Genomic DNA, 14,663 nt, shown 5'->3' with positions numbered 1-14,663 from the left:
GATCATGACGTCGCGATCGCGACGCCGGGGACCGGCCGATCCGCCCTGATAGTTTTTGCTCAGCCCTCCGAAGCGGAACTCGGGTTGCCCGCTTTAATCTCTACTAGAATGATAGAGATAAGGGAGGCACACACATATGCGCATCAGGAAAGTCAGGTTCATCGCCCTCGCGGCAACCGCATTCACCGCCCTCGTTGCGGCCCCGGCATGGGCGGAGGGCCCAGGGCCGGATCCGGCTGCCGGAGATCACGCGGCCAAGGATCCGGCTGCCAATGACGCGGCCGTCGACGATCCCGCGGCCGAGCCGCAGAGCCGCGACAATGCAGAAATCCTGGTCACGGCACGCCGTCGCGAGGAACGGCTGCAGGACGTGCCGGTGGCAATCACGGCGGTTTCGGGCAGCGCGCTCGCCGAGCAGCATCTCTACCGCGTCGCCGATTTCGCGGCCAAGCTGCCCAACTTCGCTGCCGTCCAGCAGAACACCCGGGTCTCGGGGCTCTATGTCCGCGGGCTCGGCGGCAACGCCAACAATGACGGCGCTGAATCGGGCGTCGGCCTGATCGTCGACAATGTCTTCTTCACTCATGTCGGATTCAGCTGGCTCGACTTTGTCGACCTCGATCATATCGAGCTGGTGCGCGGGCCTCAGGGCACGCTGCTCGGCAAGAACACGACGATCGGCGCGCTGATCGTCACCACCAAGCGGCCGAGCTTCGATCCAGAGCTCAATCTCGAAGCCGGGTACGGCAACCAGAACCGCTTCCAGGTACGCGCCAACGCCACGGGCCCGCTGATCGGCGATACCCTCGCCTATCGCGCGACCTTCTATGTCGACCGCTCGGACGGCTGGGCGAAAAACGCCTATGACGGGCAGAAATATCTGGACGTGAACCGCTGGGCCGCGCGCGGCCAGTTGCTGTTCCAGAGCGGCGCGGTCACCAGCCGGCTGATCGCCGAGCACTACGAGACCAACGAATACAACAACTACTACCCGTCCTTCGCCGATGCGACGACCTTCGCCAACGGCACCGTCCGCGCGGGTGCGTGGCAGAACAAGCTCCAGTCGATCTTCGGCTATACGCCCAGCTACAAGGGCAGCCAGAACGCCAACCTCAACACGCAGGATCGGATCAGCAGCAAGGTCAACGGCGCCTCCAACGAACTGACGATCGATCTGGGCGGGCCGACGCTGACCTCGGTGACCGCCTGGCGCCAGCTTCGCTTCCGGCCAAAAAACGACAGCGACGGAACTCCCTTCTCGATCCTGCGGGCCGGCTACGATGTCGATGTCGACCAATATTCACAGGAGATCAGGCTCGCGAGCCGGACTGGCGGTGCCCTTGACTGGCAAGCCGGCGGCTATTTCCTGCGCGAGGATCTGGTCAGCAACAACCGCTCGATCTTCCAGTCGGACTCGACCAGATATTTCCTGACCGGCGCGCTGCCGCCGGCGGCGCTCTCGCCCGCAATCCTCGACGGCGTCGAGTATGACCAGTACGGCAAGCTCCAGGTGACGAGCGGTGCGGCGTTCGGCCAGGCAACCTGGCATCTGACCGACCGGCTCGCCCTGACCGGGGGCGTGCGTTTCACCCGCGAAACCAAAAAGGCATCGAACACCCCGACCGTGTTCGGCGGCGCCACCCTGCCCGCGCAGCTCGCCCCGGCGCGCGCCGCGATCATCAACGCCTTTGGCGGCCTGATCGGGGTCGCCGGCAAGCGCACCACCGACAGCTGGTCCTGGCTCATCAACCCGTCGTTCAAGCTATCCGACAACGTGCTGCTCTACGCCTCGGTCAGCTATGGCGAGAAATCGGGCGCAGCGAATCTCGGTGCGACGGGAGACAAGCCGCTCATCATCGATCCCGAAAAGTCGACCGACTATGAGGCGGGCATCAAGACGACGCTGGCCGGCGGCCGCGCGACGCTCAACCTCAATTTCTACTGGAACGACATCAGGGATTTCCAGGCGACCCAGATCGATCCCACCAAGCTGACGCTCGGCAATTTCCTGGGCAACGCCGCGCGTGTCCGCCTGCGCGGCGTCGAGCTCGAAGCCTCGGCGCGGCTCGGCAGCGGCTTCTCGCTGTCGGCCAATGGCTCGTATAACGACGCGACCTTCCGTTCGTACAAGAACGCGCCTGTTCCGATCGAATTCACGTATCCGGGTGGCCCGACCTCGATCGATCTTTCCGGAACGCGCGTGCCCGGCTCGTCGAAATGGACCGGGCAGGTCAGCCTCGACTATGACGCGCCGGTCTCGGAAAAATACAATCTCATCGGCTATGCCAACCAGACCTATCGCAGCGAAACCAACCTGCTCGCTGCCTCGGCCTATGGATATCAGCAGGGCTATGGGGTGACCAATGCGGGCATCGGCATCCGCACGAGCGACAGCCGCTACTCGCTGCAGATCTGGGGCCGCAACCTGTTCGACAAGCGTTATGGGGTGGGGATCGGCCCGGCGACCGCGGTTTCGCCCTTCGTCAGGGTTCTCGGCGATCCACGCACCTTCGGCGCCACCGCCCGGGCGCGCTTCTGACCATGGCAGGCGACCGGCAGATGCGGCTTGGGGCCTTTCTGATGGGTGTCGGGCATCATGTCTCGGCCTGGCTGCACCCGTCGGCGAGCCCTCGCGCGCTCACCGACCTCCGCCACTATGTGCATCTCGCGCGGGTGGCGGAAAAGGCGAAGTTCGACGCGATCTTCTTCGCCGACAATGTCGCGATGTTCGGCCCACCGTCCGAGCTTTCCGCGCGGGGTGCGCCGGTCTATTATTTCGATCCGTTGACGCTGCTGGCGGCGCTGGCGCCGCAAACCGAACGGATCGGGCTCGTCGCCACCGTCTCCGCAACCTATCTTCCGCCCTACCATCTCGCGCGCAAATTCTCGACGCTCGATCATCTGAGCGGTGGCCGCGCGGGGTGGAATTGCGTGACGTCCGCCTCCGACGCGGAGGCGCGCAATTTCGGCCTCGATCATCAATATGAACATGCCCACCGCTATGAGCGTGCCGGCGAATATCTCGATGTCGTAAAGGCATTATGGGGCAGCTGGGAGGATGGCGCGCTGCTCGCCGATCGCGAGCACGGACGCTATTTCGATCCCGGCCGCGTCCACCCGATCAAGCATGACGGCCGCTTCTTCAAGGTCGAGGGACCGTTGCAGCTTGATCGAACCCCGCAGGGTCACCCGGTGATCGTCCAGGCCGGCTCTTCCGATGACGGCATCGCGCTTGCCGCCGCCACGGCCGAACTGGTCTTTACCGCGCAACAAGCGCGAGACGACGCGATCGCCTTTCGCCAACGGCTGCGCAACGCGACCGTCGCCAATGGCCGGAATGCCGATGACGTGCTCGTCCTTCCCGGCATCATGCCGTTCGTCGCCAGGACGCGGGAAGAAGCACTACGGCTTCACGACGAGCTTCAGGACCTGGTCGCTCCGCGGATCGGCCTGGGCCTGGCATCGGGCCTGATGGGGATCGACCTGTCCCAATATCCGCTCGACGGCCCCCTGCCCGGCCCGGCCGTCACCCAGGGCTACCAAAGCCGCCAGAAGCTCTTCATCGATACCGCGCGGGCGGACGGCCTGACCATTCGCCAGCTTGTCGCCCGCGTCGTCACCGCGCGCGGGCACAAGACGATTGTCGGCACGCCAGTCGAGGTGGCCGATCTGCTCGAGGACTGGTTCGTCGGCGGTGCCGCCGACGGTTTCAACATCATGGGACCGACCCTGCCGCAGGGCCTGGAAGGCTTTGCCGAGCTGGTCGTGCCGGAACTGCAGCGCCGGGGTCTGTTCCGTACCGACTATGCGGGCACGACGCTGCGCGAGCATCTCGGGCTGCCGATCCCCCGAACCCCGGCCTTTGCCACCGCCACCGAATGAAGCCCCGAAGAGGAGACCCGCAATGACCGTCTCTACAAATTCCAGCGCCTGTCAGGACACGCCGCATCCCGAGCCCCTGCCGGAGACCGCACAATGATCACCCGCCGTGAATCCCTCGCACTGCTCGGTGGCACCGCCGCCGCTCTCGCGCTCACCGGTTGCACGAACAAGCCTGCACGCAAGGACGTGATCTTCGCCACGCAGAAGAACGGCGTCCCCTTCCTTGCCCAGACGCGCGGCGAATTCGCCGCGCGTCTCGAAAAGCGCGGCATCGGCCCGGTCAAATGGGTCGAGTTCGCGTCGGGACCACCGCTGATCGAGGCGATCCGCGCTGGCGCGGTCGATATCGGCCTCGTCGGCAATACGCCGGTGGTCTACGCCCAGTCCGCGGGAACGGACCTGTTCTATGTCGCCGCGCAGAGCGTGCCCGGGCTGGTCGGCAGCGGCTTGCTCGTCCCGGCCAGGTCGAGCGTCACCACGCTCGCTCAGCTCAAGGGCAAGCGGATTGCCTATACCAAGGGGTCCTCATCGGAGTTCGAACTGGCGGCAGCGCTGAAACAGGTCGGCCTTGGCCTTAGCGACATCATCGTCGCCAATCTGGCGCCCGGCGACGCACAGACCGCGCTTGCCAATGGCTCGGTCGATGCGTGGGCGATCTGGGATCCCTTCTTCACCCTCGCCCAGGTCCGTGGCGGCGCGCACGAGGTACCGCTGCCCATATCGGACATCAACACCGTCGCCTTCTATGTCGCCTCGGGCGCGTTCGTGCGTGAGCGCGCCGAGATATTGCAAACGACGCTCGACGAGCTGAGGACCGAGGCGGCCTGGGGCAATGCCCATCGCACCTATTATCGCGACCAGGTCGCCAAGGCGACGCGGCTGCCGCCGCAGGTGCTCGACGGGATGCTGGCGCGCTACAAGGATTTCCTGTTCGCCGTCGATCCTGTCACGCCGGCCATCATCGCCAACCAGCAGAAGGTCTCCGACTATCTGTTCGAGGCGCGAGTGATCCCGAAAAAGATCGACGCATCCAAGGCAGCCTGGACCGACTGGAAACCCGTGACATGACCCGCGCCGCCGGCTGGAAGGACAGCCCGTTCGTCGCGGCGATCGTGCCGGTCGGGCTGCTCGCAATCTGGCAGCTCGCATCGACCGCGGGATTGCTGCCCTCGCAGATCCTGCCGGCACCCACCGCGGTAGTGAAAGCGGGCGCGGAACTGATCGCTGATGGAGAGCTGATCCATCATCTGGCGGTGAGCACCGGGCGGGCGCTGACCGGGCTCGCCATCGGCGGGTCGATCAGCTTCCTGCTCGGCCTGCTCTGCGGCCTTTCGCCCTTCGCGCGCCGGCTGCTCGATCCCACCTTGCAGATGGTGCGCACCATTCCCCATCTCGCGCTTCTGCCGCTGGTCATCCTGTGGTTCGGCATCGGCGAGCAGGCCAAGATCCTGCTCGTCGCCTGGGGCATCTTCTTCCCTATCTATCTCAACACCTATCACGGTGTGGTCTCGGTCGACCCGCAGCTGATCGAGATGGGCCGAATCTACGGCATGGACCGCTGGACGTTGTTCCGCCGCGTGATCTTCCCCGGCGCTCTGCCCTCGATCCTGGTCGGCCTGCGGTACGGACTCGGCATCATGTGGCTGACCCTGATCGTCGCCGAGACGATCGCCGCCAATTCGGGGATCGGCTATCTGGCGATCCAGGCACGCGAGTTCAGCCAGACCGACATCATCGTACTCGCGATCTTCGTCTATGCCGCGCTCGGCAAGCTCGCCGACAGCCTGACCCGCGCGCTCGAACACCGGCTGCTCAGCTGGAATCCTGCTTATGCAAAGGCCTGACTCATGAACCTTCCCGCGCTTCGCCTCGTCGAGCAGGCCGACCGCCCGGATGCCGGTGCATCCGTCGTCGTCCGCGAGCTATCGGTCGCCTTCGGGGCGAACCAGGTGCTCGACCGGCTGAGCCTGTCGATCGCGCCGGGCGAGTTCGTCGCGATCGTGGGCAGGTCGGGTTGCGGCAAGAGCACCCTGTTGCGGGCGATCATGGGCCTGGTGCCGGCCGGCGGGGGCAGCATCGAGGTCGACCGTGCAGCGGCCCGCCTGGTATTCCAGGAGCCGCGGCTGTTGCCCTGGGCCACGGTCCGGGACAATGTCGCTATCGGCGCTCCGGCCGGGCTCGACCGTGCCGAGCGCGACCGGCTGATCGACGCCCGGCTCGCCGAGGTGGGCCTTGCCGACAAGGCGGAGGAATGGCCCGGCACGCTCTCCGGCGGCCAGCGCCAGCGCGTCGCGCTCGCCCGCGCCTTGATCAGCCACCCTCGTCTGCTCGCGCTCGACGAACCGCTTGGCGCGCTCGACGCCCTGACCAGGATCGAGATGCAGGCGCTGGTAGAAACGGTCTGGACCAGTGAAGGCTTCTCCGCGTTGCTCGTCACCCATGATGTCGCGGAAGCAGTGGCGCTGGCCGATCGGGTCGTCGTGCTGGAGGCCGGAAGGGTCGCCCTCGATCTGCCGATTTCGGTCGCCCGCCCGCGCCGCCACGGCGATGCCGAGCTGGCGGCGCTCGAGGGCCTGATCCTCGACCGCCTGCTCGGCCGTTGAGCCGCTTCAGGTGAAGCGGCCGGCGGGGATCGCCTCCCTCACCTTGCCCACGCCCTGGTCTGCCGAAGGTGGCGCGAAATAGGGCCTGAGCGACGGCAGCGTCGCACCGCGGCGATGCGGCAGGTTGAGCTTCGGGAAGAGCAGTTCGGCGACCCGATAGGCTTCCTCGAGATGCGGATAGCCAGACCCGATGATCGTATCCACGCCGATATCGGCATATTCCTGCAGCCGCTCCGCTATCGTGTCGGGATCGCCGACGAGCGCGGTGCCCGCGCCGGTCCGTACCAGCCCGATCCCGGCCCAGAGATTGGGCGCGATCTCGAGGTTGGCGCGGCTGCCCTTGTGCAGTGCCTGCATGCGCGCCTGGCCGACCGAGTCGCTGCCCTTGGTGAGATAGCCCTGGAACTGGGCGATCTGCTCATCGGTCACGTAGCGGATGAGATCGCTGGCGGCATCCCAGGCCTCGGCCTCGGTCTCTCGCACGATGAAGTGAATGCGCAGACCGAAACGGATCGTGCGCCCCCGTCGCGCCGCCCGCTCGCGGACGTCGTCGATGATCTCCTTGAGTTGCGAAGGCGGCTCACCCCAGGCCAGATAGACGTCGACATGCTCGGCAGCGATCTCGCGCGCGATCTCCGAAGAGCCGCCGAACCAGATCGGCGCGTGCGGCTCCTGCACGAAAGGAAAGATCAGCCGGCCATTCTCGATGGAGAGATACTCCCCCTTCTGGCTCACGGTCTCGCCGCGCGCGAGCTTGCGCCAGATGTCGAGAAACTCGGCGGTCTGTTCATAGCGCTGGGTATGATCCAGGAAGATGCCATCCTGCGCGAGCGCTTGCGGACTGCCGCCCGTCACGACGTTCAGCAACGCACGCCCGTTCGACAGCCGGTCGAGCGCCGCCGCCTGGCGCACCGCCTCGGCGGGTGCGGTAAGCCCGGGACGAAGCGCAACCAGCAGCCTGAGATTCTCGGTGAAGGGCGCGATGGAAGCGGCGGTGATCCATGCATCGGCGCACATCGCACCGGTCGGCATCAGCACGCCATAATAGCCGAGCCGGTCGGCCGCCACCGCCACCTGGCGCAGATAGTCCGGATCGGGCGTCCGTTCGCCCTCGGGCCAGGCGAGCCGGCGATTGTCGCCGCCCGACGGTATGAACCACAGGAAATCCAGCGGGCTGCGATCCGCCGCCCCCGACCCGATGAAACCCGACATTTCCAAAACTCCTGCGCTCGTTTCCGTGGAGCACAGGCAAGCGCTTCCGCGTCGTGCCGGCAAAGCAGGATTAATTGTCTACTGATTAAGTAGAGTTTAGTCCCTCGGGCAAGGGCTGGGCCAGCGTGACGGCATCCAGGATTCGTGCCGTTTCGTCGCGCAGATGAAGCATCAGATGGTGCAGGCGACATTCAGCCTCGGTGACGCAATTGTCGCACCGTTCGTAACGGAAGCGGCTCGCACATGGTACGAGCGCGAGCGAGCCATGCGTCATCCGCACCAGATCGCCGATGCGGACCTGCGCCGGATCGACCGCGAGCATATACCCACCGTCGCGGCCACGCTGCGAAGCGACCAGGCCTTCGCGGTTCATCTCCGAAAGGATGACGGTCAGGAACTTCGCAGGGATATTCTGCTTCGCCACGATCTCGGCCAGCGGCACCGGACCCTGTCCATGCCGGTCGGCGAGATGCTGGAGCGCACGGATGGTATAGCGGGTCTTCTGCGAAAGCATGGGCGCGCTCTATGCGCGAGTGGCCCGGTTCTTTCAATCGACCCGAGTCCGCGACGAGGCATGCCGGGTGAAACGGGCTACATCCCTCCCGGCTGCCATAGCCCTGTCGGCGACGATCCTCAGGCCTCCGGGAGGATCGTCGGCCGCGTGTTGGGATAGATTTGCTCGACCCGCGGCTCGCCGGCACCGGGTCGATGCATGTCATAGGCGTTGACCGGCTGGGACCGGTTCACCCAGAGCGCGTAATAGAGATGGTCCGCGCGAGGATCTTCAGTGTTCGGATGAAGCAGGATCGTCAGCCCCAGGCTGTTGAGCTGGAGCCAGGGGATGATCACCGGCAGCAGATCGTTGGTGAAGCCGAAATAGAAGGACGGGGTCACATGGGGGCCGCGCGGGGCCAGGTTCCAGTTGCCCAGCTCGACGGAGAACCGGTCCGCGACCCATTTCCGGATCAGCGCCGCCTTCTCGTGCGTGTCCTCGTCGAAATAGATATGGGCGTGATAGCTCTCGATCTCGGTATGGCGGCGCGGCTTGACGGGCACCACCTGCTCGCCCGGACGCACCGAGGCAGGCCGCGGTGTCGGCTCCTTATAGGTTTCATATCCCCACGGGCTGACGCCCGGCCTGGACGAAAGTGGCGAGGCGGCAGGCGCAGGAGCGGTCTGGGCCAGCACGGTAGCCGGAAGACCGAGCGCGCCCAGCGCCGCAGCGCCGCCCGCGAGCAGCGCCCGGCGATCCGGCGAGACCAGGTCGGCCCACATCTGGTCGTCCCGCTCATTGAAGAAATTGGGTTCGGTCACCTGTTCCCTTTCGCTAGATCAACCCGCGCGGCGCATCCGGGTCCGCCTCCTCGACCACATGGCCGGCCGGCACCGCCGAGGCGTTCGTTCGCTCACGCTCGGCAAAGGCCTGGTGGATGACGCTGCCCGGAGGGACATCTTCGGTCAGCCAGACATTGCCGCCGATCACCGCGCCAGCGCCCACCGTGACGCGGCCCAGGATCGTCGCGCCCGCATAGATCACCACGTCGTCCTCGACGATCGGGTGCCGCGGCATGCCCTTGATCAGTGACCCGTCCTTCTCCGACGGAAAGCTGCGCGCGCCCAGCGTCACCGCCTGATAAATCCGGACTCGATTCCCCACGATCGCCGTCTCGCCGATCACGACGCCGCTGCCATGGTCGATGAAGAAGCTGTGGCCGATGCTGGCGCCGGGATGGATGTCGATGCCGGTCAGCGAATGGGCGATCTCGGCGATGATTCGGGCGACCAGCGGGGCGCCCAGCAAGTACAGGCTATGCGCAAGACGATAATGGATGACTGCCTGGATGCAGGGATAGCAGATGAGCACCTCGTCAACGCTGCGCGCAGCCGGATCGCCGGCATAAGCAGCCTCGACATCGGTATCGAGCAGACGACGGATGCCCGGCAGCTCGTGGGCGAACGCGCCGACGATCCGCCCGGCGCCATGATCCGTTTCAAGGCGCTGCTCCACCTGATGATAGCCAAGCTCCAGCCGCACCTGATCTCGCAAGGCCACCAGCGCCCGGTCCAGCGTCTCGAGAACATAGTCGGCTTCATTGTCAGCCTGCACCGAGCTGGGGCCAAGCCGCAGGGGAAAGAGCGCGCCGGACAGGTCGGCCAAAATCGCCTCCAGCTTTCGCCGGGACGGAAAGCCTGCCTGGCCATGCTCGGCGTGCCGGCGATACTCGGCGCGCCAATCCTCCCTCGCCCGAAACAGATCGCCCGCTATCTCAGCCAGGTTCCAATCGCCAGTCATCGGCCCGATACAGCCCCTTGCTCCGGCCGGCCCGGTCGATGGCCAAGCCCGGCTTCCTGTGGTCGAGGGAAGCCCCCGGCCTTCGAAGATATCAAAACTCTACTTATTCGATAGAGATAACAGCTACGCCGGATGAAAGGGGAACTTGCTTACCAGCCGGCACCCGCTGGACTATCAGTTTCGCGGGCCCGGCGCGTGATCTGCCGATCTGTATTCGCCCGCCGGCGCGGCGTCCGCGTTCGGCATCCCGATCGCGAGGCCGCCAATGACCCTGGCTGACATCCACCCGCTCTATTCGCTTGCCGGCGTGTTCGTCGGCCTGCTTGTCGGCATGACCGGCGTTGGCGGCGGATCGCTGATGACGCCGCTGCTCGTGCTCGCCTTCGGTTTCCACCCGGCGACGGCGGTCGGCACTGATCTGCTCTACGCGTCGGCGACCAAATCGGTGGGCACGGTCGTCCACGGCGCCGGCGGCACGGTCGACTGGAAGGTCGTTCGCCGCCTGGCCCTGGGAAGCGTGCCGGCGACAGTGGTAACCCTGCTGGTCCTGTCCAGGGTCGGCACCCATTTCGACGGAACCAACAGGGTCATTACCGTCACGCTCGGTATCGCCCTGCTCGCGACCGCGATCGCGATCCTCTTCCGCGGTCCCATCGTCGCCTATTTCGCGCGGACATTTCCGCCCAGGCCGGAGCGTCAGGTGCTGTCGTTGACCGTCATGCTGGGTGCGGTCCTGGGCGTTCTCGTCTCGCTCTCCTCGGTGGGGGCCGGTGCGCTCGGCATGACCGTGCTTCTCATCCTCTATCCGACCCTGCCGACCAATCGGCTCGTCGGGTCGGATATCGCTCATGCCGTCCCGCTCACCCTGATCGCCGGCACGGGCCACTGGATGATGGGATCGGTCGATTTCGGGCTGCTGGGATCCCTGCTGATCGGCTCGGTGCCGGGAATCATCGTCGGCAGCCTCGTCGCCACCCGTGTGCCCGATCGCGTGTTGCGGCCCGTCCTCGCCGGCACGCTCGCCGTCGTCGGCGGCAAGCTCTTCTTTTGAGCCTCCATCCGAAGGGCGATCCAGCGGTGATCGACCACGCGGGCAGCCTGCCTTCCATCGCGACCGCAGGCATGCGCCGCGTGCCGGGCGGTGTCTTCTCGATGGGTTCGGAGCGTTTCTATCCGGAAGAGGCGCCCGTGCGCCAGGTCCGGGTGGAGACTTTCTGGATCGATGAGACGCCAGTCACCAACGACCAGTTCGCTCGCTTCGTCGCTGAGACGGGCCATGTCACGCTTGCGGAAATCGCACCCGATCCAGCCGATTATCCCGGGCTGCTGCCCGAGCTCGCCCAGGCCGGATCGCTGGTGTTCGAGAAGACGGAGGGGCCGGTGTCGCTGACCGACGTCACCCAATGGTGGCTTTTCCTATTCGGCGCCGACTGGCGCCACCCCACCGGCCCGGAAAGCGCCATCGAGGGTATCGGTGACCATCCCGTCGTTCATATCGCCTATGCTGACGCGGTCGCCTACGCCAAATGGGCCGGCAAGGACCTCCCGACCGAGGCGGAATGGGAATTCGCCGCGCGCGGCGGGCTAGAGAATGTCGATTATGCCTGGGGCAACGACCTTGCACCGGGTGGCGCGATGCTCGGCAACTACTGGCAGGGCGACTTCCCTCACGCAAACAGCCTGCTCGACGGATGGGAGCGGACATCGCCGGTCCGACACTATCCCGCGAACGGATACGGCCTGCACGACATGATCGGCAATGTCTGGGAATGGACGCGCGACTGGTGGATGCTGCACGGCGAAGCGGCAGGAGAAGCCCCCAGGCAGGGCTGCTGCATCCCCGCCAACCCGCGCGGCGGCAGCGAGGCCGGCAGCCGCGATCCGGCCGCGCCCGACTTCAGCACCGGCCGCAAGGTGCTGAAGGGCGGCTCGCACCTCTGCGCTGAAAGCTATTGCCAACGCTATCGACCGGCGGCGCGCCATCCACAGCCGATCGATACCTCGACCAGCCATGTCGGCTTCCGCTGCGTAATTCGCGGCCACAGCCTTCCGGCGTGAAGGACCGGCAACAGCCGGCCCTCCCCCTTCTACTTCAAAAGCAGGCGAACCTCGCCCAGCGGCTGGGAATAGCGTGCCCGGCCGGCGGCATCGGCGCTCGCCTGCGATCCGCGATCCAGGCCGATGTCGAAGCCTTCGGAATAGGCTCCGGCCGCGCTCGAGAATTTGCCGATCGGACCCGAGGCAACCTGCCTTCCATTCACGAAGAGCGTCACCGTTCCCGGAACCGTGGGGTTGAGCAGCGACCCCTTCGCCGGATGATCGGGCACATATTCATAGGCGACCGTTGTCGCCCCGCTCGGCAACGCGTCGCTCGAGACGACGGTCTGGCGATCCTGCCCATAGGCATTGTTCTCGAACACCAGCCGCCCCTGCCTCACATAGAGCGCGAACCCGCCAAGCTGGCCGCCCTCCGCAAGCAGGACGCCGCTGCCCGTCGCGGCGTCACCCCTGATGTCGACTTCGAAACGATGCGCCCGCCCGGAAAGATCGGGCAGCGCATTGCGCGGCAGCTGGCCGATATCCGACTTGAAGACAAAGCGCTTCGCGGCGGGATCGAAGATCGTCGGCGCGTCGATCGGGGCAGGCAGCAGTGGAAAGACACCGTTGCGCACCCCCTCCTTCTCGAATTCCGCCTTGAGCTCGGCGAGCCTGGCCGGTTCCTTTGCCGCGAGATCGTTCGCTTCACTGAAGTCCTGATCGACGTGATAGAGTTCCCAACGGTCAGTCTCCGGATCGCTCGTGTAGACGCTGAGCCCCGATTCGATCAGTTTCCACGGCAGATACGGCCGGCGTGCCGCCGCCACCCAGCCGTCGCGATAGATCGCGCGGTTGCCGAAGATCTCGAAATATTGCTCGCGATGCGCTTCGGGCGCGGCCGGGTTGGTAAAGGTCGGCACCAGGCTGCGCCCCTCGAACGGGATTTGCTTCACGCCGTCGATCGTGTCGGGGAAAGCGATGCCGGCCGCATCGAGAATCGTTGGAGCGATGTCGTTGACGTGGCCGAACTGACCACGCACCGCACCAGCGGCACTGGTGTGCCCGGGCCAGGACACGATCAGCGGGTTGCGCGTCCCGCCGAAATGCGAGGCGACCTGCTTCATCCACTGGAAGGGCGCGGTGGTCGCCCAGCCCCAGCCTGCCGCATAGTGATTGGCGACCTCCGGCCCGCCGAACTTGTCGATCTGGGCAAGCTGCGAAGCCGCTCCGACCTGCCCGCCGGTGCCGGAAGCTGCCTCGTTGGCGAGCGATCCGTCGAGCCCGCCTTCGGCGCTGCCGCCATTGTCGCCGACGATGTAGAAGATCAGCGTGTTCTCGCCGCCCGGCCGGCTGCGGATCTCGTGGATCAGGCGGCCGACCTCATGGTCGGTATGTTCGAGAAAGGCCGAATAGACCTCCATCTGCCGCGCATAGAGCTTCTTCTGGTCGGGTGTGAGACTCTCCCAGGCCGGCAGCCCGTCGGGACGTGGCGTCAGTTGGGTGTTGGCCGGGATCACGCCGAGGCGCTTTTGCCGGACAAAGGCCTCTTCGCGATATCTGTCCCACCCGCCGTCGAACCGGCCCTTGTTCCGGGCGATCCATTCCGCGGGAACATGATGCGGCTGATGCACCGCGCCCGTCGCGAAATAGAGGAAATAGGGCTTGGCCCCGGCGAGGGCGTCATGCTCGTCGACCCAGCGGACCGCATGGTCGACGAGATCGACCGTCAGGTGATAGCCGGGCGAGGCCTTGTTGGGTGACTCCACCGGCGTGGTGTTGTCGTACAGGTGCGGCTCCCACTGATTGTCCTCGCCGTTGAGGAAACCGTAGAAATGGTCGAAACCAAGACCGGTCGGCCAGTGCGTGAACGGTCCGGCCGAGGAAATCTCCCATTGCGGGGTGTTGTGCCATTTGCCGAAGGCTGCGGTGCTATAGCCATTGTCGTGCAGGATGCGGGCGACCGACGCTGTCTCCTTCTTCCAGATCGTGTTGTACGCTGGGAAGCCTGCTGCGATGTCCTGCAGATTGCCGAAGCCCACCTGATGCTGATTGCGCCCCGTCAGCAGCGCGGCGCGTGTCGGCGAACAGATCGCGGTGGTGTTGAAGCGGTTGTAGCGCACGCCGTCGGCCGCGAGGGCGTCGAGATTGGGCGTGCGGGCCAAGCCGCCAAAGGTCGAGGTGGCCGCGAAACCGACATCGTCGAGAAGGATGACGACGACGTTCGGGGCGGACTTCGGCGCCTCGGCCTGTTTGGGGAATGCGGCGACCGATTGGGCACGGGTAAGGCCGATCTTGCCGCTGAACCCCTCCGATCCGCCGGGCGCCGATTGTGCTTGCGCCGCAAGGGGCGCCGAGAGCGAAAGAGTCGATACGGACAGCAACAACAACGTGCGACGCAATATGGTCATGGGCCCCTCCAGTCGGAAGCGGCCATACTCTATCATATTAGTAGAGAATAAACGTAGCATTCCCTTGGGCGACTCAATTTCAGCTTTCCGGCCCCTTCCCCCTGCGACACACCCCGCGGGCAAAACGCGCGCGTCAGTCTGATGTCGGTCGAAAAGGAAGCGGCGCTGCTATCAGTCTCATCGCCGACCGATGCCGTCATCGGTCGTTGGCAGGGAGGGGACCCGGCA

The 14,663-nt window shown here is 65.6% G+C and carries 12 protein-coding genes; 7 read left to right on the top strand and 5 right to left on the bottom strand.

Annotated features, from left to right (window positions below):
* Window positions 1–136 precede the first annotated feature (136 nt).
* The 5 genes from P0Y59_00310 (at window position 137) to P0Y59_00290 (ending at window position 6,485) form a co-directional block, all read left to right on the top strand.
* On the top strand, window positions 137–2,539 hold the full coding sequence (locus tag P0Y59_00310) for a TonB-dependent receptor (protein WEK00180.1): 2,403 nt from the start codon (window positions 137–139) through the stop codon (window positions 2,537–2,539).
* A 2-nt stretch (window positions 2,540–2,541) separates the two neighbouring features.
* Window positions 2,542–3,882 carry an LLM class flavin-dependent oxidoreductase gene (locus P0Y59_00305; protein WEK00179.1) on the top strand — a complete coding sequence of 447 codons (1,341 nt, stop codon included), beginning with the start codon at window positions 2,542–2,544 and terminating at the stop codon, window positions 3,880–3,882.
* 93 nt (window positions 3,883–3,975) lie between these two features.
* A complete protein-coding gene (locus tag P0Y59_00300; protein ID WEK00178.1) occupies window positions 3,976–4,950 on the top strand; it encodes an aliphatic sulfonate ABC transporter substrate-binding protein in 975 nt (324 codons plus the stop codon).
* Entirely contained in the window at window positions 4,947–5,726 is a 780-nt protein-coding gene (locus P0Y59_00295; protein WEK00177.1) for an ABC transporter permease subunit, read from the top strand. Before P0Y59_00300 ends, P0Y59_00295 begins: the two co-directional genes overlap by 4 nt.
* Before the next feature lie 3 nt (window positions 5,727–5,729).
* A complete protein-coding gene (locus P0Y59_00290; protein ID WEK00176.1) occupies window positions 5,730–6,485 on the top strand; it encodes an ABC transporter ATP-binding protein in 756 nt (251 codons plus the stop codon).
* 6 nt (window positions 6,486–6,491) lie between these two features.
* Here P0Y59_00290 and ssuD read toward each other — a convergent pair whose 3' ends face one another.
* The 4 genes from ssuD to P0Y59_00270 form a co-directional block, all read right to left on the bottom strand.
* Window positions 6,492–7,697, bottom strand: coding sequence for an FMNH2-dependent alkanesulfonate monooxygenase (gene ssuD / locus P0Y59_00285; GenBank protein ID WEK00175.1), 1,206 nt, complete (start codon window positions 7,695–7,697; stop codon window positions 6,492–6,494).
* Window positions 7,698–7,782: 85 nt separating this feature from the next.
* Window positions 7,783–8,211 carry an Rrf2 family transcriptional regulator gene (locus P0Y59_00280; GenBank protein ID WEK00174.1) on the bottom strand — a complete coding sequence of 143 codons (429 nt, stop codon included), beginning with the start codon at window positions 8,209–8,211 and terminating at the stop codon, window positions 7,783–7,785.
* 119 nt (window positions 8,212–8,330) lie between these two features.
* The gene (locus P0Y59_00275; GenBank protein ID WEK00173.1) at window positions 8,331–9,011 is read right to left on the bottom strand and encodes a DOPA 4,5-dioxygenase family protein; all 681 of its coding nucleotides are present in this window, start codon (window positions 9,009–9,011) and stop codon (window positions 8,331–8,333) included.
* Window positions 9,012–9,024: 13 nt separating this feature from the next.
* Window positions 9,025–9,990 carry a serine acetyltransferase gene (locus P0Y59_00270; GenBank protein WEK00172.1) on the bottom strand — a complete coding sequence of 322 codons (966 nt, stop codon included), beginning with the start codon at window positions 9,988–9,990 and terminating at the stop codon, window positions 9,025–9,027.
* 265 nt (window positions 9,991–10,255) lie between these two features.
* Between P0Y59_00270 and P0Y59_00265 the strand changes: the two genes are divergently transcribed.
* Both P0Y59_00265 and P0Y59_00260 read left to right on the top strand, forming a co-directional pair.
* Window positions 10,256–11,041, top strand: a complete 786-nt coding sequence (locus P0Y59_00265; GenBank protein WEK00171.1) for a sulfite exporter TauE/SafE family protein — start codon at window positions 10,256–10,258, stop codon at window positions 11,039–11,041.
* A 71-nt stretch (window positions 11,042–11,112) separates the two neighbouring features.
* Entirely contained in the window at window positions 11,113–12,048 is a 936-nt protein-coding gene (locus P0Y59_00260; protein WEK02453.1) for a formylglycine-generating enzyme family protein, read from the top strand.
* Window positions 12,049–12,077: 29 nt separating this feature from the next.
* On the opposite strand, the gene P0Y59_00255 is transcribed toward P0Y59_00260, so the two are convergent.
* A complete protein-coding gene (locus tag P0Y59_00255) occupies window positions 12,078–14,435 on the bottom strand; it encodes an arylsulfatase (protein ID WEK00170.1) in 2,358 nt (785 codons plus the stop codon).
* Between the last annotated feature and the right edge of the window lie 228 nt (window positions 14,436–14,663).

The organism is Candidatus Sphingomonas phytovorans, from assembly GCA_029202385.1.
Taxonomy (GTDB): domain Bacteria; phylum Pseudomonadota; class Alphaproteobacteria; order Sphingomonadales; family Sphingomonadaceae; genus Sphingomonas; species Sphingomonas phytovorans.
This window is presented reverse-complemented; position numbering and strand designations above follow the sequence as displayed.